This is a genomic window from Streptomyces sp. Y309 (genome assembly GCF_056712025.1).
This window is the reverse complement of sequence record NZ_CM160048.1, coordinates 3908355-3925843: the sequence shown is the minus strand read 5'-3', so window position 1 is coordinate 3925843 and position 17489 is coordinate 3908355. Positions and strand designations below refer to the sequence as shown.

The 17489-nt window shown below is 69.4% G+C and carries 19 protein-coding genes and 3 tRNA genes; 18 read left to right on the top strand and 4 right to left on the bottom strand.

Annotation, left to right across the window (positions count from 1 at the left end):
- Positions 1-3: 3 nt before the first annotated feature.
- Both AC0KTA_RS15385 and AC0KTA_RS15380 read right to left on the bottom strand, forming a co-directional pair.
- The gene (locus AC0KTA_RS15385; protein ID WP_481055684.1) at positions 4-660 is read right to left on the bottom strand and encodes an SDR family oxidoreductase; all 657 of its coding nucleotides are present in this window, start codon (positions 658-660) and stop codon (positions 4-6) included.
- A gap of 58 nt (positions 661-718) precedes the next feature.
- On the bottom strand, positions 719-1975 hold the full coding sequence (locus AC0KTA_RS15380; protein WP_481055683.1) for an amidohydrolase family protein: 1257 nt from the start codon (positions 1973-1975) through the stop codon (positions 719-721).
- Between the two features lie 301 nt (positions 1976-2276).
- On the opposite strand from AC0KTA_RS15380, the gene AC0KTA_RS15375 reads away from it, so the two are divergent.
- From AC0KTA_RS15375 to AC0KTA_RS15340, 8 genes are all read left to right on the top strand, one after another.
- Positions 2277-2349, top strand: a tRNA-Thr gene (locus AC0KTA_RS15375).
- Between the two features lie 49 nt (positions 2350-2398).
- A tRNA-Met gene (locus AC0KTA_RS15370) sits at positions 2399-2471 on the top strand.
- A gap of 88 nt (positions 2472-2559) precedes the next feature.
- Positions 2560-2724 (top strand): 50S ribosomal protein L33, encoded by a 165-nt coding sequence (rpmG, locus tag AC0KTA_RS15365; protein ID WP_003956487.1) that lies wholly within the window; start codon positions 2560-2562, stop codon positions 2722-2724.
- Between the two features lie 143 nt (positions 2725-2867).
- Positions 2868-3332 carry an FAS1-like dehydratase domain-containing protein gene (locus tag AC0KTA_RS15360; RefSeq protein WP_481055682.1) on the top strand — a complete coding sequence of 155 codons (465 nt, stop codon included), beginning with the start codon at positions 2868-2870 and terminating at the stop codon, positions 3330-3332.
- A gap of 4 nt (positions 3333-3336) precedes the next feature.
- Positions 3337-3765: a MaoC family dehydratase gene (locus AC0KTA_RS15355; protein WP_016645202.1), complete on the top strand. Its 429-nt coding sequence runs from the start codon at positions 3337-3339 to the stop codon at positions 3763-3765.
- Between the two features lie 91 nt (positions 3766-3856).
- Positions 3857-4429, top strand: coding sequence for a TetR/AcrR family transcriptional regulator (locus AC0KTA_RS15350; protein ID WP_481055681.1), 573 nt, complete (start codon positions 3857-3859; stop codon positions 4427-4429).
- Positions 4430-4535: 106 nt separating this feature from the next.
- Positions 4536-5969, top strand: a complete 1434-nt coding sequence (locus AC0KTA_RS15345) for a DHA2 family efflux MFS transporter permease subunit (protein ID WP_481055680.1) — start codon at positions 4536-4538, stop codon at positions 5967-5969.
- 319 nt (positions 5970-6288) lie between these two features.
- Positions 6289-7344, top strand: a complete 1056-nt coding sequence (locus AC0KTA_RS15340; protein ID WP_481055679.1) for a UDP-N-acetylmuramate dehydrogenase — start codon at positions 6289-6291, stop codon at positions 7342-7344.
- A 52-nt stretch (positions 7345-7396) separates the two neighbouring features.
- Here the strand turns inward: AC0KTA_RS15340 and AC0KTA_RS15335 are convergent, their stop codons facing one another.
- The gene (locus AC0KTA_RS15335) at positions 7397-8416 is read right to left on the bottom strand and encodes an adenosine deaminase (RefSeq protein ID WP_481055678.1); all 1020 of its coding nucleotides are present in this window, start codon (positions 8414-8416) and stop codon (positions 7397-7399) included.
- 157 nt (positions 8417-8573) lie between these two features.
- Positions 8574-9800, bottom strand: coding sequence for a pyridoxal phosphate-dependent aminotransferase (locus AC0KTA_RS15330; protein WP_481055677.1), 1227 nt, complete (start codon positions 9798-9800; stop codon positions 8574-8576).
- Between the two features lie 194 nt (positions 9801-9994).
- Between AC0KTA_RS15330 and AC0KTA_RS15325 the strand changes: the two genes are divergently transcribed.
- From AC0KTA_RS15325 to rplL, 10 genes are all read left to right on the top strand, one after another.
- Positions 9995-10067 (top strand) — tRNA-Trp (locus AC0KTA_RS15325).
- Between the two features lie 106 nt (positions 10068-10173).
- On the top strand, positions 10174-10458 hold the full coding sequence (gene secE / locus AC0KTA_RS15320) for a preprotein translocase subunit SecE (RefSeq protein ID WP_016645195.1): 285 nt from the start codon (positions 10174-10176) through the stop codon (positions 10456-10458).
- Between the two features lie 77 nt (positions 10459-10535).
- Complete coding sequence (nusG, locus tag AC0KTA_RS15315) at positions 10536-11420, top strand: transcription termination/antitermination protein NusG (protein WP_481055676.1); 885 nt, start codon at positions 10536-10538, stop codon at positions 11418-11420.
- 293 nt (positions 11421-11713) lie between these two features.
- Positions 11714-12241: a hypothetical protein gene (locus AC0KTA_RS15310; RefSeq protein WP_481055675.1), complete on the top strand. Its 528-nt coding sequence runs from the start codon at positions 11714-11716 to the stop codon at positions 12239-12241.
- Between the two features lie 216 nt (positions 12242-12457).
- Positions 12458-12892 carry a 50S ribosomal protein L11 gene (gene rplK / locus AC0KTA_RS15305; protein WP_016645192.1) on the top strand — a complete coding sequence of 145 codons (435 nt, stop codon included), beginning with the start codon at positions 12458-12460 and terminating at the stop codon, positions 12890-12892.
- 102 nt (positions 12893-12994) lie between these two features.
- Positions 12995-13717 (top strand): 50S ribosomal protein L1, encoded by a 723-nt coding sequence (gene rplA, locus AC0KTA_RS15300; protein WP_016645191.1) that lies wholly within the window; start codon positions 12995-12997, stop codon positions 13715-13717.
- 195 nt (positions 13718-13912) lie between these two features.
- On the top strand, positions 13913-14818 hold the full coding sequence (locus AC0KTA_RS15295) for an SCO4651 family lipoprotein (protein ID WP_481055674.1): 906 nt from the start codon (positions 13913-13915) through the stop codon (positions 14816-14818).
- A 120-nt stretch (positions 14819-14938) separates the two neighbouring features.
- Positions 14939-15799 (top strand): SCO4651 family lipoprotein, encoded by an 861-nt coding sequence (locus tag AC0KTA_RS15290; RefSeq protein WP_481055673.1) that lies wholly within the window; start codon positions 14939-14941, stop codon positions 15797-15799.
- 338 nt (positions 15800-16137) lie between these two features.
- A complete protein-coding gene (gene rplJ / locus AC0KTA_RS15285) occupies positions 16138-16665 on the top strand; it encodes a 50S ribosomal protein L10 (RefSeq protein WP_189728864.1) in 528 nt (175 codons plus the stop codon).
- Positions 16666-16775: 110 nt separating this feature from the next.
- Complete coding sequence (gene rplL / locus AC0KTA_RS15280; protein WP_481055672.1) at positions 16776-17159, top strand: 50S ribosomal protein L7/L12; 384 nt, start codon at positions 16776-16778, stop codon at positions 17157-17159.
- Positions 17160-17489 lie beyond the last annotated feature (330 nt).

Below are 17489 nucleotides of genomic sequence, written 5' to 3'. Positions count from 1 at the left end.
GCCTCAGTTCCCCGCGACCGACTTCACCGCCACCGACACCGGCGTGGACCCGCTGATCAGCTCCAGGGTGAGCCCCGCCGTCGCCGGGGTCTCCAGGAGCTCGGCCAGCGCCGCGGCCACGTCGTCGCGCGGGATCGGGCCGCGGCCCGTCGAGGCCTCCAGGCGTACGAGGCCCGTGCCCGCGTCGTCCGTCAGCATGCCGGGGCGCAGGATCGTCCAGTCCAGCGCGGCCCGGCCGCGTACGTACGCGTCGGCCTCGCCCTTGGCGCGCAGGTAGGCGTCGAAGACCTCGTCGCCGGGGTGGTGCGGGTCCGCGCCCATCGACGACACCACGATGTACCGGCGGACCCCGGCCCGCTCCGCCGCGTCCGCGAACAGCACGGCGGCGCCCCGGTCCACGGTGTTCTTGCGTTCGGCCCCGCTGCCCGGGCCCGCACCGGCCGCGAACACCGCCGCGTCCGCGCCCTCCAGGTGCCGGGCGACCTCCTCCACGGACGCCGACTCGAGGTCGCACAGCACCGGTTCGGCACCGGCGTCGCGCAGATCGGCCTCGTGCGCGGAGTTGCGGATGATCCCGGCGACTTCGTCACCACGCGCGGCGAGCAGTCGCTCCAGCCGCAGCGCGATCTGACCATGACCTCCAGCGATGACAATGCGCATATCTCCGACGGTACGGCAGATTCGGCTGCTCGGCCTTGGGACGGGGGTGGCCCACAGCTCACGCCCCCCGCCCCTGCCGAGGCAGATCGAGCGCCACCGCGGCCGCCGAGTCGCAGTACTCCCGCACCGCGCTGGTCCGCGCCACCACCCGCCCCCGGTGGACGACGACACGGCTGTACGCCAGGGACAGCACGCCCGCGAGGGAGTCGCCGCGCACCGCGAAGAGCTCGGCAGGGAAGCCCGCCTCCACCCTGACCTCGGGCAGCCCCAGGGCCGCCCGCGCCGCCGAACTCACCGTTCCGTAGGCCTCCTCGGGACACAGCCCGTGCCGGGACGCCAGCAGGTACGCCGCCTCCAGCGGATCCCCGCGGCCCACCGGATTCGCCACGTCCCGCAGCGCCCCGCTGCCCGCCGCGACGCGCACCCCGGCGCTCCGCAGCAGCCGCACCGGAGCCGTCCCCCGGTGCTCCGTGCCACCACAGCCGCCCTGCGGCAGGCACACCACCGTCACACCGGCCGCCGCGAGCCGCTCCGCGGTCCGCGCCACCACGTCGGCCGGCAGCCGCCCGAGCCCGCCGCACGGGCCGATCGCCACCCCCTGCCGCAGCCCGCCCGCCATCGCCGCGAGCCGTGCCAGACGCGCCGGATCCCCGCCGTCCGTATGCAGGTCGACCGCGCAGCCGTGCTGTGCCGCGAGGTCGAGGACCGCCTCCGTGTACCCCGTCGGATCGGGGTCCAGGTCCGGACAACCGCCCACTACGGAGGCGCCCATTTTCACCGCGTCCCGCAGCATCGCGATCCCGTCGGCCCCCGCGACGCCGGTCAGCAGCCGCGGCACCGCCACCACGGACAGGTCGACGAGCCCGCGCAGCGACCGCCGCGCCTGCAGCACCGCCTGCAGCGAGTCCAAGCCCTGCACGTCACCGGTCCGCACGTGCGAGCGCAGTGCCGTCGCGCCGTGCCCGAGCTGCAGCAGGGCGGCCTCGGTGGCGCGCCGCTGGACGTCCTGGACGTCGTACGACACCGGGCCCTGGGCGAGCGCGGTCAGGGCCGTGTCGCCGTGCCCGTGCGGTTCCGCGGGCGCGGGCAGCAGGAGATAGCCGCCGAGGTCCACGCGGGCGGCGTGCGCGGTCAGGCTGCCCACCGTGCCGACGGCCTCGATGCGGCCGTCCCCGAGCCGGACGTCCACGGTCCTGCCGTCCGTCAGGCGCGCCCCGCAGAGCAGCAGCGCTCCGGTGGCGTCCGGCGCGTCCGGCATGGCCGGTGTGTCCGGGGAATCGGGCGAAGAGGGCTGCTGCGGCTGGCTGTCGGGCATCGCGCTCCTGGGGTTCGGGGGCGGCTGCAGGCGGCTCGACGCGTGCGGGGACGCGGCCCGGGGGCACGCGACGACGCGGCGCCGAGGCGCGCGAGGTCACGCAGAGTGAGTCGAGCCTAGGGCGGCGGCGGGCCCGCTTCGCGGAGGAGCGCAATAGTCGTACTGATGTGGTGCGAGGGCCTGGTGAGACGTGATGAGACGGGCGGGACGACCCGTTCGGGGCGCATGCCATGCCCCCGGACGGCCCTGGCGAAACGGATTTGGGCGATCGGCGGCCGAGCGTGTAATGTCTTCATCGCTCGCCCCAATAGCTCAGTCGGTAGAGCGTCTCCATGGTAAGGAGAAGGTCTGCGGTTCGATTCCGCATTGGGGCTCTGATGTGTGAGGTTCCTCGCCCTCGGGCGAGGAGCTGCAGCGCATCGCAGCGGTGTAGCTCAGTCGGTAGAGCAAGCGGCTCATAATCGCTGTGTCACCGGTTCAAGTCCGGTCACCGCTACCCTCAGTAGCCGATTGTGGGGTCGGTCCTTCGATCGGCTACTCTTTTATGCGTTCATCCGTCCATCCGTCCGTCAAGGAGCACTCACGTGGCTGCCACCGACGTCCGCCCGAAGATCACGCTGGCCTGCGTGGAGTGCAAGGAGCGGAACTACATCACCAAGAAGAACCGGCGTAACAACCCGGACCGTCTTGAGATGAAGAAGCACTGCCCGCGTTGCAACTCGCACACCGCGCACCGCGAAACGCGATAAAACAGGCTAGTACTCGAGGCCGTCCCCAGTTCATTGGGGGCGGCCTCGAGTCTTTTGCGTACGCGGTCTCGTCCGCGTCGTCGTTTGCGCACGCGGCCCGTCCGCGTCACCGGATAACTCAAGCTGCCAGGAGGTGCCGAGCCATGGCGCTCGACCAGTCCTTCGTGGGGCGGTCCTACCCGCCCACCGACCCCTATGAGGTCGGCCGCGAGAAGATCCGCGAATTCGCGGTCGCGGTGGGCGACGCCAATCCCGCGTACGCCGACCCGGAGGCCGCCAAGGCGCTCGGCCACCCCGACGTGCTCGCCCCGCCGACCTTCGTGTTCGCGATCACGTTCAAGGCCGCGGGTCAGGTCATCGAGGACCCGCAGCTCGGCCTCGACTACAGCCGCGTCGTGCACGGCGACCAGAAGTTCGCGTACACGCGTCCCGTGTACGCGGGGGACCGGCTCACGGTGACGTCGACCATCGAGAACATCAAGTCCATGGCGGGCAACGACATCCTGGACATCCGCGGTGAGGTCCACGACGCGGCGGGCGAGCACGTCGTGACCGCCTGGACCAAGCTCGTCGCGCGGGCGGCCGACACCGCCGCAGAAGGGGCCTGAGACGATGACGGCGAAGATCGCATACGACGACGTCGAGGTCGGCACCGAGCTGCCGGCCCAGTCCTTCCCGGTGACGCGCGCCACGCTCGTGCAGTACGCGGGCGCCTCCGGTGACTTCAACCCGATCCACTGGAACGAGAAGTTCGCTCTCGAGGTCGGGCTGCCGGACGTCATCGCGCACGGCATGTTCACCATGGCCGAGGCGATCCGCGTGGTGACGGACTGGACGGTCGACCCGGCCGCCGTCGTCGAGTACGGCGTGCGCTTCACCAAGCCCGTCGTCGTCCCGAACGACGACAAGGGCGCGACGATCGAGGTCAGCGCCAAGGTCGCCGCGAAGCTCGACGACAAGCAGGTCCGCGTCGACCTCCTTGCCAAGAGCGACGACCAGAAGGTGCTCGGCATGTCCCGGGCGGTCGTGCGGCTGGCCTGAGCGGCTTGACCGTTCAGTAAGGGGCGTCCGCCATTGCGGGCGCCCCCTACTCGCCTTGACTTGGTTAGTGATTGGCCACTAACTTAGCCTCATGGTCAGGATGAGCGCAGAGGAGAGGCGCGAGAGCGTCATCCGCGCGGCGATGAGCGAGTTCGCCCGCGGCGGGTATTACGGGACATCGACCGAGGCGATCGCCAAGCGTGTCGGAGTCTCGCAGCCGTATCTCTTCCGGCTCTTCCCGAGCAAGAAGGCGATCTTCCTGGCGGCGTCGGCGCGCTGCCTGGAGGAGACCCGCAGGGTCTTCGAGGAGGCGAGCGAGGGGCTGGAAGGCGAGGAGGCCCTGCATGCCATGGCCGCCGCGTACTCGCGGCTCATCGCGGACGACCCCGACAAGCTCCAGATGCAGCTCCACACGTACGTCGCCGTGGCGGCCGCCGAGGCCGCCGGGGACCACGAGTTCGGCGAGATGGTGCGCGCCGGCTGGATGGAGATCTGGGAGGCCGCGCATATTCCGCTCGGGGCCGATGCGGTCCAGACGACGACGTTCATGGCGTACGGAATGCTGATCAACGTCCTGTCGGCCATGGGGTTTCCCGACGATCACCGGGTCTGGGAAGGGCTCTACGAGTCGGGCCGGCCTCAGGACGGTTCCGCGCAGTCGTAGCAGTCGTACGTAGCAGTCGTAGCACTCGTGGCTCGGTTTCGTGTCTCGCCATGACCAGGAAAGTTAGTCATCAATTACTAACCTGACACTCACCGCTGGGGGAGCGATGTCACAGCAAGCAGCACAGCGCGGGGGAGCCGTCTGGGCCCTCGTCATCACCAGCGTCGCCGGTTTCATGGCGGCGCTCGACAATCTCGTCGTCACCACCGCGCTGCCCTCCATCCGCAAGGACCTGGGCGGCGCGCTGGAAGACCTCGAATGGACAGTGAGCGCCTACACCCTCACCTTCGCCGTGCTGCTGATGTTCGGTGCGGCCCTGGGGGACAGGTTCGGGCGCCGCAAGCTCTTCGGCATCGGCCTCACGATCTTCACCGGTGCCTCCGCCGCGGCGGCACTCGCGCCCGGCATCAACGAGCTGATCGCCGCCCGCGCGGTGCAGGGCGTCGGCGCCGCGATCATGATGCCGCTCACCCTGACGCTGCTCACGGCCGCCGTGCCGGCCGCCAAGCGCGGTATGGCGTACGGGATCTGGGGCGCCGTCAACGGTCTGGCGGTCGCCAGCGGGCCGCTCATCGGGGGCGCGCTCACCGAGCACGTGTCCTGGCAGTGGATCTTCTGGCTGAACGTTCCGCTGGGCCTCGCCCTGCTGCCGCTCGCCCGGATGCGCCTCACGGAGTCCTACGGCACGGGCGCCCCGCTCGATCCCGTCGGCACCGTGCTCGCCAGCGGTGGCCTCTTCGGCATCGTCTACGCCCTGATCCGCGGCAACATCGACGGGTGGACCAGCTTGCCCGTCCTGACCGGCCTGATCGCGGGCACCGCGCTGCTCGGCGGCTTCGTGCTCCACGGCATCCGCGGCAAGAACCCGATGCTGCCGATGCGGCTCTTCCGGAACCGGGCGTTCTCCGCGATCAACGCGGCGAGCCTGCTGATGTTCGTCGGGATGTTCGGCTCGATCTTCCTGCTCAGCCAGTTCCTGCAGGGGGTGCTCGGGTACTCGCCCACCGAGGCGGGGCTGCGCATGCTGCCCTGGACCGGGATGCCGATGATCGTCGCGCCGATCGCCGGCTATCTGTCCGACCGCATCGGGGGCCGGCCGGTCGTCACCGCGGGGCTCGCCCTGCAGGCCGTCGGGCTCGGCTGGTTCGCGCTCGTCCTGACGCCCGACGTGTCGTACGTCGCTCAGCTTCCCGCCCTGATCATCAGCGGGGTCGGCATGGCGCTGTACTTCGCCCCGGCCGCCAGCCTGGTCATGGCCAGCGTCCGGCCGTCCGAGCAGGGCATCGCCTCCGGCGCGAACAACGCCCTGCGTGAGGTGGGCGGGGCGCTCGGCATCGCGGTGCTGGCCTCGGTCTTCTCCGCGCAGGGCGGGTACGGGGCGCCGCGGGCGTTCGTGGACGGGCTTGAGCCTGCGCTGTGGGTGGGGGCGGGGGCCGTCGGCCTTGCGGCCGTTGCCGCCGCTCTTTTGCCCCGGCGTGGGGTCGGCGCCGCCGTGGTTGCCGAAGCCCCGGCCGGGGAGCGGGTGCCGGTTTCTGTGTGACGGGGGTCCTATGGGGGCTGCGCCCCCTTTCCCCCGCCTGTCGGCCCTTCGGGCCTCGCCCTCAAACGCCGGGCGGGCTGGATTGGCCCTTCGGGCCTCGTCCTCAAGCGCCGGACGGGCTGGATTGGCCCTTCGGGCCTCGTCCTCAAGCGCCGGACGGGCTGGATTGGCCCTTCGGGCCTCGTCCTCAAGCGCCGGACGGGCTGATTTCAGCTCGTCCGGCGCTTGAACGTCCAGGGACGGCTGTTTCAGCGTCCGGCGTTTGCGTGATCAGGACCGCCCCGCAGGCACCGTCGCGCCCGCCCGTACCCTTGGGGGCGTGCAGGTACTCCACGACGCCCCCCTCGCCCCGCTGACCACCTTTCGGCTCGGTGGGCCCGCTCGCCGACTGATCACCGCGACGACCGACGCCGAGGTGGTCGCCGCCGTTCGTGAGGCCGACGACAGTGGCACCCCGTTGCTGATCATCGGTGGCGGGTCGAACCTGGTCATCGGCGACAAGGGCTTCGACGGCACCGCCCTGCGCATCGCCACCACCGGCTTCGCGCTCGACGGCACGAGGCTGGAGCTCGCGGCCGGTGAGATCTGGACGGACGCCGTGGCGCGGACCGTCGAGGCCGGTCTCGCGGGCATCGAGTGCCTCGCCGGCATCCCCGGCTCCGCGGGCGCGACGCCCATCCAGAACGTGGGCGCGTACGGTCAGGAGGTCTCCTCGACGATCACCGAAGTGATCGCGTACGACCGGCGGACTCAGGAGACGGTCGCCATTCCGAACGCGGAGTGCGACTTCTCGTACCGCCACAGCCGTTTCAAGGCCCATCCCGACCGTTTCGTGGTCCTGCGGGTGCGGTTCGCCCTGGAGGACGCGGGCGGGATGAGCGCCCCGATCGCCTACCCGGAGACCGCCCGCACGCTCGGCGTCGAGGCGGGCGAGCGGGTCCCGGCGGCCGTGGCCCGCGAGACCGTCCTGAAGCTGCGCGCGGGCAAGGGCATGGTGCTCGACCCCGAGGACCACGACAGCTGGTCGGCCGGGTCGTTCTTCACCAACCCGATCCTCACGGACGAGCAGTTCGCCGTCTTCCACGCGCGCGTGGCGGAGCGGCTCGGCCCGGACACCGCCCCGCCCGCGTTCCCGGCGGGCGACGGCCGCGTGAAGACCTCGGCGGCCTGGCTCATCGACAAGGCGGGCTTCACCAAGGGCTACGGCCAGGGCCCCGCCCGCATCTCCAGCAAGCACACCCTGGCCCTCACCAACCGCGGCGGCGCCACCACGGAGGACCTGCTCGCCCTGGCCCGCGAGGTCGTCGCGGGCGTGCGGGACGCCTTCGGCGTCACGCTGGTCAACGAGCCGGTGACGGTGGGCGTCAGCCTCTAGGGCCCCGGCTCCAGGGCATCGGTTCCAGGACCTCGGCTCCAGAACCCTGGCTCTAAGAACCCAGCCACTCCTCGATCCCCGCCAGCAGCTTCTCCTGTACGTCCGCCGGAGCGGCCGACCCCCGCACCGACTGCCGTGCCAGCTCGGCCAGTTCCGTGTCCTCGAAGCCGTGGTGCTGCCGCGCGATCTCGTACTGCGCGGCCAGGCGCGAGCCGAAAAGGAGGGGGTCGTCCGCACCGAGCGCCATCGGCACCCCGGCGTCGTACAGCGTCCGCAGGGGCACGTCCTCGGGCTTCTCGTACACCCCGAGCGCCACGTTGGACGCCGGGCACACCTCGCATGTCACGCCCCGCTCCGCGAGCCGTCTGAGCAGCCGCGGGTCCTCGGCCGCCCGCACTCCGTGGCCGATGCGGCGCGCGTGCAGGTCGTCCAGGCAGTCGCGCACCGACGCGGGCCCGGTCAGCTCGCCGCCGTGCGGCGCCGCGAGCAGGCCGCCGTCGCGGGCGATGGCGAAGGCGCGGTCGAAGTCCCGCGCCATGCCCCGCCGTTCGTCGTTGGAGAGCCCGAAGCCGACGACACCGCGGTCGGCGTACCGCACCGCGAGCCGGGCCAGCGTGCGCGCGTCCAGAGGGTGCTTCATGCGGTTCGCGGCGACCAGGACGCGCATCCCGAGGCCGGTCTCGCGCGAGGCGCTGTCGACGGCGTCCAGGATGATCTCCAGGGCCGGGATGAGCCCGCCGAGCCGGGGCGCGTACGACGTCGGGTCGACCTGGATCTCCAGCCACCCCGACCCGTCCCTGATGTCCTCCTGGGCCGCCTCCCGCACCAGCCGCTGGATGTCCTCCGGCTCGCGCAGACAGGACCGCGCCATGTCGTAGAGCCGCTGGAAGCGGAACCAGCCCCGCTCGTCGGTGGCCCGCAGCTTCGGAGGATTGCCGCCGGTCAGCGCGTCCGGCAGCCGGACCCCGTACTTGTCGGCGAGCTCAAGCAGCGTCGAGGGCCGCATCGACCCGGTGAAGTGCAGATGCAGGTGGGCCTTGGGCAGCTCTCTTACGTCTCGTACGCGCTCCATTCCAGGATCTTGCCGTACGACCATGGGTCCCGGTAGCCGCTTTTCCTCACGGGGTACTTCCCCGAACGGACAAACGGGCACCTACGCAAAAACGGGCACCTATGGAAATCCGTAGGTGCCCGTCACGCGCGCGTGGAGCGCGAAAACCCCGCGAACCTCAGCTGCGCGCTTCCGCCAGCAGCTTCTGGATCCGCGAGACGCCCTCGACCAGGTCCTCGTCGCCCAGGGCGTACGAGAGCCGCAGATAGCCCGGCGTCCCGAAGGCCTCGCCCGGGACGACCGCGACCTCGGCCTCCTCCAGGATGAGCGCGGCCAGCTCGACGGTGTTCTGCGGGCGCTTGCCGCGGATCTCCTTGCCGATGAGCGCCTTCACCGAGGGGTACGCGTAGAACGCGCCCTCGGGCTCCGGGCACAGCACGCCGTCGATCTCGTTCAGCATCCGCACGATCGTCCGGCGGCGCCGGTCGAAGGCCTCGCGCATCTTGTCGACGGCCGTCAGGTCACCGGAGACGGCGGCGATGGCGGCGGCCTGCGCGACGTTGGAGACGTTGGACGTGGCGTGCGACTGGAGGTTCGTCGCGGCCTTCACGACGTCCTTGGGGCCGATGATCCACCCCACGCGCCAGCCCGTCATGGCGTACGTCTTCGCGACGCCGTTGACCACGATGCACTTGTCGCGCAGCTCGGGCAGGAGGGCGGGCAGCGAGACGGAGGCCGCGTCTCCGTAGACGAGGTGTTCGTAGATCTCGTCGGTCATGACCCACAGGCCGTGCTCGACGGCCCAGCGGCCGATGGCCTCGGTGTCGGCCTCGCTGTACACCGCGCCCGTCGGGTTCGACGGCGACACGAAGAGCACGACCTTCGTCTTCTCCGTGCGCGCGGCCTCCAGCTGCTCCACGGAGACGCGGTAGCCGGTGGTCTCGTCGGCGACGACCTCGACCGGGACGCCGCCCGCGAGCCGGATCGACTCCGGGTACGTCGTCCAGTACGGCGCCGGGACGATGACCTCGTCGCCCGGGTCGAGGATCGCGGCGAAGGCCTCGTAGATCGCCTGCTTGCCGCCGTTGGTGACCAGGATCTGCGAGACGTCGGGCTCGTACCCGGAGTCGCGCAGCGTCTTCGCGGCGATCGCGGCCTTCAGCTCGGGCAGACCGCCCGCGGGCGTGTAGCGGTGGTACTTCGGGTTCTTGCAGGCCTCGATCGCGGCCTCGACGATGTAGTCCGGGGTCGGGAAGTCCGGCTCGCCCGCGCCGAAACCGATCACCGGGCGCCCGGCGGCCTTGAGGGCCTTTGCCTTGGCGTCGACGGCGAGGGTCGCGGACTCGGAGATCGCGCCGACTCGGGCGGAGACCCGGCGCTCGGTGGGTGGAGTGACAGCGCTCATGGGGCCCATCGTTCCAGACCTGAAAGGCCTCGGACACATGGGTTTCCAGGACCGGCGGATCGGCGGGCGGATCCCATCCTGTTCGACGAGGCGCCCCGGACCACGTACACTCACTCGTCGTTGGCCCTCACCGGCAGCACCTTCCCAGCGCACTCGGTGCACACGGTCGGATGCTGTAGGTTGGGGGAAATCAAAGGGTCGTAGCTCAATTGGTAGAGCACTGGTCTCCAAAACCAGCGGTTGGGGGTTCAAGTCCCTCCGGCCCTGCTACACACACCTTCGCCAGGATGTGTGCGCATGTACGTACTGCAATGCACCGCCGTGCGGCTCAACCGGGCGCGGCACGGCCACGACCCGGAATCAGGTGAGACGAGTGACGGACGCCGTGGGCTCCATCGACATGCCTGATGCCCAGGACGAGGCGCCCGACAAGAAGAAGGCGCGCAAGGGCGGCAAGCGCGGCAAGAAGGGCCCCCTGGGTCGGCTGGCGCTGTTCTACCGTCAGATCGTCGCCGAGCTTCGCAAGGTCGTCTGGCCGACGCGCAATCAGCTCACGACGTACACCACAGTCGTGATCATCTTCGTCGTCATCATGATCGGTCTCGTGACCGTGATTGACTATGGCTTCAGCAACCTCATCAAGTACGTCTTCGGCTGAGCCGAAAGCGAAGGGCGCCGCACCAGGCGCCCCTTTCGCGTGTTCCACCCCCATGTATCCAGGAAGAAGCAGCCACCGTGTCTGACCCGAACCTGAACGACGCCATCGAGTCGGCGGAGTCCGTGGAGGACCAGCTCGACATCGTCGAGGCGGCGGACGCCGAGGACCCGGACCAGGCCGAGGCTGCCGACGCCGCCGCGGGCGAGCCCGCCGAGGAAGCGGCCCTGCACGAGGAGTCCGACGAGGAAGCGGCCGAGGGCGGCATTGCCGTCGCCGAGACCGACGAGGACGCCGAAGCAGCCGAGGCCGTCGAGGACGAGGCCCCCGCGGAGGAGGCCGAGCCCGTCGACCCGATCGCCGCCCTGCGCGAGGAACTCCGCGGCCTGCCCGGCGAGTGGTACGTCATCCACACGTACGCCGGTTACGAGAACCGCGTGAAGACCAACCTCGAACAGCGCGCCGTCTCGCTGAACGTCGAGGACTTCATCTTCCAGGCCGAGGTGCCGCAGGAAGAGGTCGCGCAGATCAAGAACGGCGAGCGCAAGACCATCCGTCAGAACAAGCTCCCCGGCTACGTGCTGGTGCGCATGGACCTGACGAACGAGTCCTGGGGCGTCGTCCGCAACACCCCCGGTGTCACCGGCTTCGTCGGCAACGCCTACGACCCGTACCCGCTGACCCTGGACGAGATCGTCAAGATGCTCGCCCCGGAGGCCGAGGAGAAGGCCGCCCGCGAGGCCGCCGAGGCCGAGGGCAAGCCCGCCCCGCAGCGCAAGGTCGAGGTCCAGGTCCTGGACTTCGAGGTCGGCGACTCGGTCACCGTCACCGACGGCCCGTTCGCCACGCTCCAGGCCACGATCAACGAGATCAACGCCGACTCGAAGAAGGTCAAGGGCCTCGTCGAGATCTTCGGCCGCGAGACCCCGGTCGAGCTCAGCTTCGACCAGATCCAGAAGAACTAGAAGAACGGGCGGTTCCGGCGGAACCAGCTCGACGATCTTCCAACAGAGCCCCTGAGCAGCGGGAAACCGCAGCTCAGGGGCTCTGTCGTGGGCGACCGGAAGTAAATGTGTTCTGCACCACAACCATCCGGCGCCTCGGACTGTCTCACTTGTAGACGGAAACGCCCGGTCCCTTCCTCCACGACACCTCAGCACGCTTATGGGGATCTCTGTCACCATGAGCGGCGATTTGTGGTGCTCTGCGGCGGTATGGACGCCGGGCTCATTCACCGACGAGCAAGGGGGACCACCTGATGCGTGCCCGCAAGACCGCGATCGCTGCCTCTGCCTGTGCCTTCGTCCTGTTCGGCGCCGGCACGGCGCTGGCCGGAACCGGCCCCGCGCCCTCGCCCGACGCCAGAAGGGCCGCTCCCCAGTCGACCGCGCCCTCGGCGGACGGGAACCCGAAGAGCGTCAAGGCCCAGGCGGCCGGGGTCTGCTCCGACGCCTACCAGATCGGCACCACCGCGTACATCGACCGGGGCGGCGCGCACGCCGCGTCGGTGAAGCAGTTCTACTCGCCCAAGTGCAAGCAGAACTACGGCTACGTCTGGGTGTGGCAGAGCTTCCGCGACAAGGTCAAGGACTACGACGTCAGCACCGGCGTGTACAGCTACGCGCGCGACGAGATCGTCGGCCAGGACTGGTGGAACAGGACCAACCTGCAGGAGTTCTGGTCGCTGCCCGCCGACACGGCGGCCGAGTGCACGGCGGCGATCGGTCAGCTGCGCGCGCCCGGCGACGCGCTGCCGGGCCAGGCCATGACGTCCAAGCGCTGCTGAGCGCGGCGCCCGGCGGCGCTCGCCGCCGGGCGTCACAAGGCCGCGGGCCCCGACCCTTGGGAGGTCGGGGCCCGCGGCCCTGTTCAGGTATCGGTTTGGGCCCCGCCGAGTTACCCGTTATCGTAGGGCGGTATGCCTCCATCCGGATGATCGCGACTATCGATGATCATCGCCACGGATGCGGCTCAACACTCTCACTAGGACCCGGAGAGAGCAATGCCTCCCAAGAAGAAGAAGGTCACGGGGCTGATCAAGCTCCAGATCCAGGCCGGCGCCGCCAACCCGGCTCCGCCGGTCGGCCCCGCGCTGGGCCAGCACGGCGTGAACATCATGGAGTTCTGCAAGGCGTACAACGCCGCGACCGAGTCGCAGCGTGGCTGGGTGATCCCGGTGGAGATCACGGTCTACGAGGACCGTTCCTTCACCTTCATCACCAAGACGCCGCCGGCCGCCAAGATGATCCTCAAGGCCGCGGGCGTGGAGAAGGGCTCCGGCGAGCCGCACAAGACCAAGGTCGCCAAGATCACCGAGGCGCAGGTCCGCGAGATCGCCACCACCAAGATGCCCGACCTCAACGCGAACGACCTGGACGCCGCGTCGAAGATCATCGCCGGCACCGCCCGTTCCATGGGCATCACGGTCGAGGGCTGACCTCACCCTGACGGAGCCGCACAGTCGGCACCGTGACCTCAAGTGGCAGGGCCAGGCGCTGGCCCGGACCACGAACTCCAAACCTGAACCTCAGGAGTAGAAGTGAAGCGCAGCAAGACTCTCCGCGCTGCGGACGCCAAGATCGACCGGGACAAGCTGTACGCCCCCCTCGAGGCCGTCCGTCTCGCCAAGGAGACCTCCGCGACCAAGTTCGACGGCACCGTCGAGGTCGCCTTCCGCCTGGGTGTCGACCCGCGCAAGGCCGACCAGATGGTCCGTGGCACCGTGAACCTCCCGCACGGCACCGGCAAGACCGCCCGGGTCCTGGTCTTCGCGACCGGTGACCGTGCTGCGGCCGCGGAAGCCGCTGGGGCCGACATCGTCGGCGCCGACGAGCTGATCGACGAGGTCGCGAAGGGCCGCCTGGACTTCGACGCCGTCGTCGCCACCCCGGACCTCATGGGCAAGGTCGGCCGCCTCGGCCGCGTGCTCGGTCCGCGTGGTCTGATGCCGAACCCGAAGACCGGCACCGTCACCCCCGACGTCGTGAAGGCTGTCAACGACATCAAGGGCGGCAAGATCGAGTTCCGCGTCGACAAGCACTCGAACCTGCACTTCATCATCGGCAAGGCGTCCTTCGACGACACCAAGCTGGTGGAGAACTACGGCGCCGCGCTGGAGGAGATCCTCCGTCTGAAGCCGTCCGCCGCCAAGGGTCGCTACATCAAGAAGGCCTCCATCACCACCACGATGGGCCCCGGCATTCCGGTCGACCCCAACCGCACCCGCAACCTCCTCACCGAGGAGGACCCGGCCGCCGTCTGACACTGACGGCAGCCGCGCGTCTGGCGCGTTTGTGACGGGTCCCGCAACCATTCAGGGTGCGGGACCCGTCCCGTTTTCCGGGTACATGCTCGTGGAACGGGCTGTGCCCGCGTGCTTTCGGATACGTACGGAATACGCGGACGAGCGGGCTGCGCCAGCATGCCGGCTCTCCATCGACGCAAGGGGTGGGACGACATGAACGGCATGACTGTGCGACGCATGGCTCTGGCGATCGCGGCCGCGACGGCTCTGACCGGGGTCGCGGCCTGCGGCTCGTCGGACGACTCGGACGGCTCTGACGGCTCCAAGGGCACAGGCGGGAGCAAGGGCGGCCTCAACGCCAACCCGATATCCGCGCTGCGCACCATCCAGAACACCACCGACAAGGCGGACTCCGCCAAGGTCGAGTCCCAGACGACCATGGGCACCGTGATGTCCATGAAGGCCAAGGGCGCCCTCGGCTGGGCCGACGGCCTCACCGGCAACATGACCATCACGTACACCGGTGGCCAGATGGCCGAGACGATGCGCCGGGCCGGCAGCACGTCCATGGAGGCCCGCTATCTGCCCGAGGCCTACTACGCGAAGATGGGCGAGCAGTTCGCCGCCCAGGCCGACGGCAAGCACTGGGTGAAGTACGCGTACGACGACCTGGAGAAGATCGGCGGCGGCTCGGGCGCGTACATGAAGGACGCGATGCAGAACAGCACGCCGCAGCAGTCGGTGAAGATGCTGCTCGCCTCCGGCGACGTGAAGAAGGTCGGCGAGGAGGAGGTGCGCGGCGTGGACACCACGCACTACTCCGGCACCGTCGACGTCGCCGAGCTCGCGGAGCGGAGCTCCGGCCTCAGCGAGTCCCAACTGGCCGACATGAAGAGCCAGTTGGAGCAGGCCGGGATCACCACCGAGACCATCGACATCTGGGTCAACGACGAGAACCTGCTCGTGAAGAAGACCGAGCGCGGCCAGATGAAGACCGGCTCGCTCTCCGCCACCGCGTACTACAGCGACTACGGCACCGAGGTCTCCGCCGAGGAGCCGCCCGCCGACGACACCGCGGACTTCAAGGACTTGATGAACCGTCAGCCCGGCGGCGTGTAGCCGACGGCCGCGCCGGCTGCCCAAGAGCCCTGCTCAGCGCGGTACCCGGAGGAGAGTTCCGCTCTCCTTCGGGTAATCTCAGCCCCAATAAGTGGATCAAACGTTCCTAGGGGTGGGGTCATGAGCATTTCCGTACGTAACGGACGTAAGAGAACCGCGGGTGCCGCCCTGGCGGCCGTGCTGCTCGCCGGCGGCGCGGTCAGCTGTGGGTCGGACAAGGCCGACAAGGCGGGGGGCGACATGGCGCCCGCGGCGGCCGTGCAGAAGGCCGCGGAGAAGAGCGAGGAGCTGAAGTCGTTCAGCTTCCGCATGAAGGGCCAGGCGCCGGAGGACGGGACCTTCCAGGGCGAGGCGTCGATGACCGTCGAGCCGCTCGCCATGCGCATGAAGCTCAGCTCGCCCCAGAGCCCCGGGAAGATAGAGATGCGGCTCGTCGACGGCGGCTTCTACATGGGCGGCGGCAAGGAGGCCGCGGCCGAGATGGACGGCAAGCGCTGGCTCAAGTTCGACGCCAATACCCTGGGCGAGGGCGCGCCGAACAAGCCCGCCCCCACCTCCGCCACCGGCGCGGCCGAGCAGAACCCGGCCGCGGAGTCCACCCTCCTCACCGGCTCCGACGACGTCGAGAAGGTCGGCGAGGAGACCATCGAGGGCGTCGAGACCACCCACTACCGGGGCACGGTCACGATGGACCAGATGCGCGCGGAGCTGAAGAAGAAGGACGCCAAGACCCGCGAGCGCCAAGAGAAGAACATCAAGAAGTACGAGGACATGGGCATCGACAAGATGTCCATGGACATCTGGATCGACGGCGACGACCACACCAAGCGCTTCCGCACCCAGGGCAAGGCCGACAAGGGCAAGCTCGACATGACGATCACGTTCTTCGACGTGAACAAGCCGGTGAAGGTCACGGCCCCGCCGAAGAAGGACGTCATGGACCTCGCCGAGATGATGAAGGACTCGGGCGGGACCCGCTGACCGACTCGGGCGGGACCCGCTGACCCGATTTGCTTGACGCGGCCTGGTTCGCGTAATCTTCCACAGAAGCCAAAGACCGCTGGTCGTTGTCGTGTGCTCGCAAGAGCGTGCGACGGCCGAAGGATCCGCTGAAGCTGCGGACGACCCGCGTAGGTGACTGTGGAAGTGCTCCCGGACGGCCCTGCCGTCAGGTCGAGCTCATGCCCCGTGCGCCTGCGCCGGGGCGTTTTGTTTTGTGCAGAGCCCCTTCCTCGCGTGCCTGATTCAGGCGGTCCGGCGACACGCGGCTGATCGAAAGGTCAGTCGAGGATCATCACCCCGGAAGGAGGCCGAGGCTCATGGCGACGTCCGACAAGGTCGCAGCCGTCGAGGAGATCACGCAGAAGCTGCGCGACTCCAACGCTGCTGTTGTGACTTCTTACACCGGACTGTCCGTGGCGCAGCTCAAGGAGCTGCGTCGTTCTCTCGGCGAGAACGCTCAGTACCGTGTGGTGAAGAACACGCTGACCAAGATCGCGGCCAACGAGGCCGGGATTCAGCTGGACGAGCACCTCAAGGGCTCGACCGCTGTCGCCTTCGTGACCGGTGACCCGGTCGTGGCGGCGAAGGGTCTGCGTGACTTCGCCAAGGACAACCCGGCTCTCGTCATCAAGGGCGGTGTCCTTGATGGCAAGGCGCTGTCCGCCGACGAAATCAAGAAGCTTGCGGACCTCGAGTCCCGCGAGGTTCTGCTCGCCAAGCTGGCGGGCGCCATGAAGGGCAAGCAGACTCAGGCTGCTCAGGTCTTCCAGGCGCTCCCGTCGAAGCTCGTCCGCACCGTGGACGCGCTTCGTGCCAAGCAGGGCGAGCAGGGCGGTGCCGAGTAATTCGGCTCGCGCAGTGACCGCCGCCCGAGGCGACGGTCGTAGCGGGCCACTTGTACGCCCGCCTCTCATGTACATCCGGCACCAGCCGAATTAGTGGAAGGACCGCCATCATGGCGAAGCTCAGCCAGGACGACCTGCTCGCCCAGTTCGAAGAGATGACCCTCATCGAGCTCTCCGAGTTCGTGAAGGCCTTCGAGGAGAAGTTCGACGTCACCGCCGCCGCCGCGGTCGCCGTTGCCGGCCCGGCCGGCCCGGCCGCCCCGGCCGAGGCCGCCGAGGAGCAGGACGAGTTCGACGTCATCCTCACCGGCGCCGGCGACAAGAAGATCCAGGTCATCAAGGTCGTGCGTGAGCTGACCTCCCTGGGTCTGAAGGAGGCCAAGGACCTCGTCGACGGCACCCCGAAGCCGGTCCTCGAGAAGGTCGCCAAGGACGCCGCGGACAAGGCCAAGGAGGCCCTCGAGGGCGCCGGCGCCTCCGTCGAGGTCAAGTAACACCTCGCCATGCGCCCACGGGCGCGTGGCACGAGTCTTCTGACTCTTCCGTGTGGTCGCGGCCCAGGGCTGTAACGCACACACACCGAACGGCGATCACCCATGTGGGTGGTCGCCTTTCGGCGTTCCCGGGTACGCGTGCGGCGGCTGCCTTGCACTGTCGGTCGCGGCGAGTATGGTGATCTTCGTTGTGCCTGGCGACGGGCCGTGACGGCGACGGCGCCAGGCCTCGTCCGGGCAAGGGGGGCCTTGACGAACCGCACGCAGCGCGCAATTCTCAGGACGCGTCGTCACAACGATCCGCATCCGAGGCATGGATCGGCGGCGAAG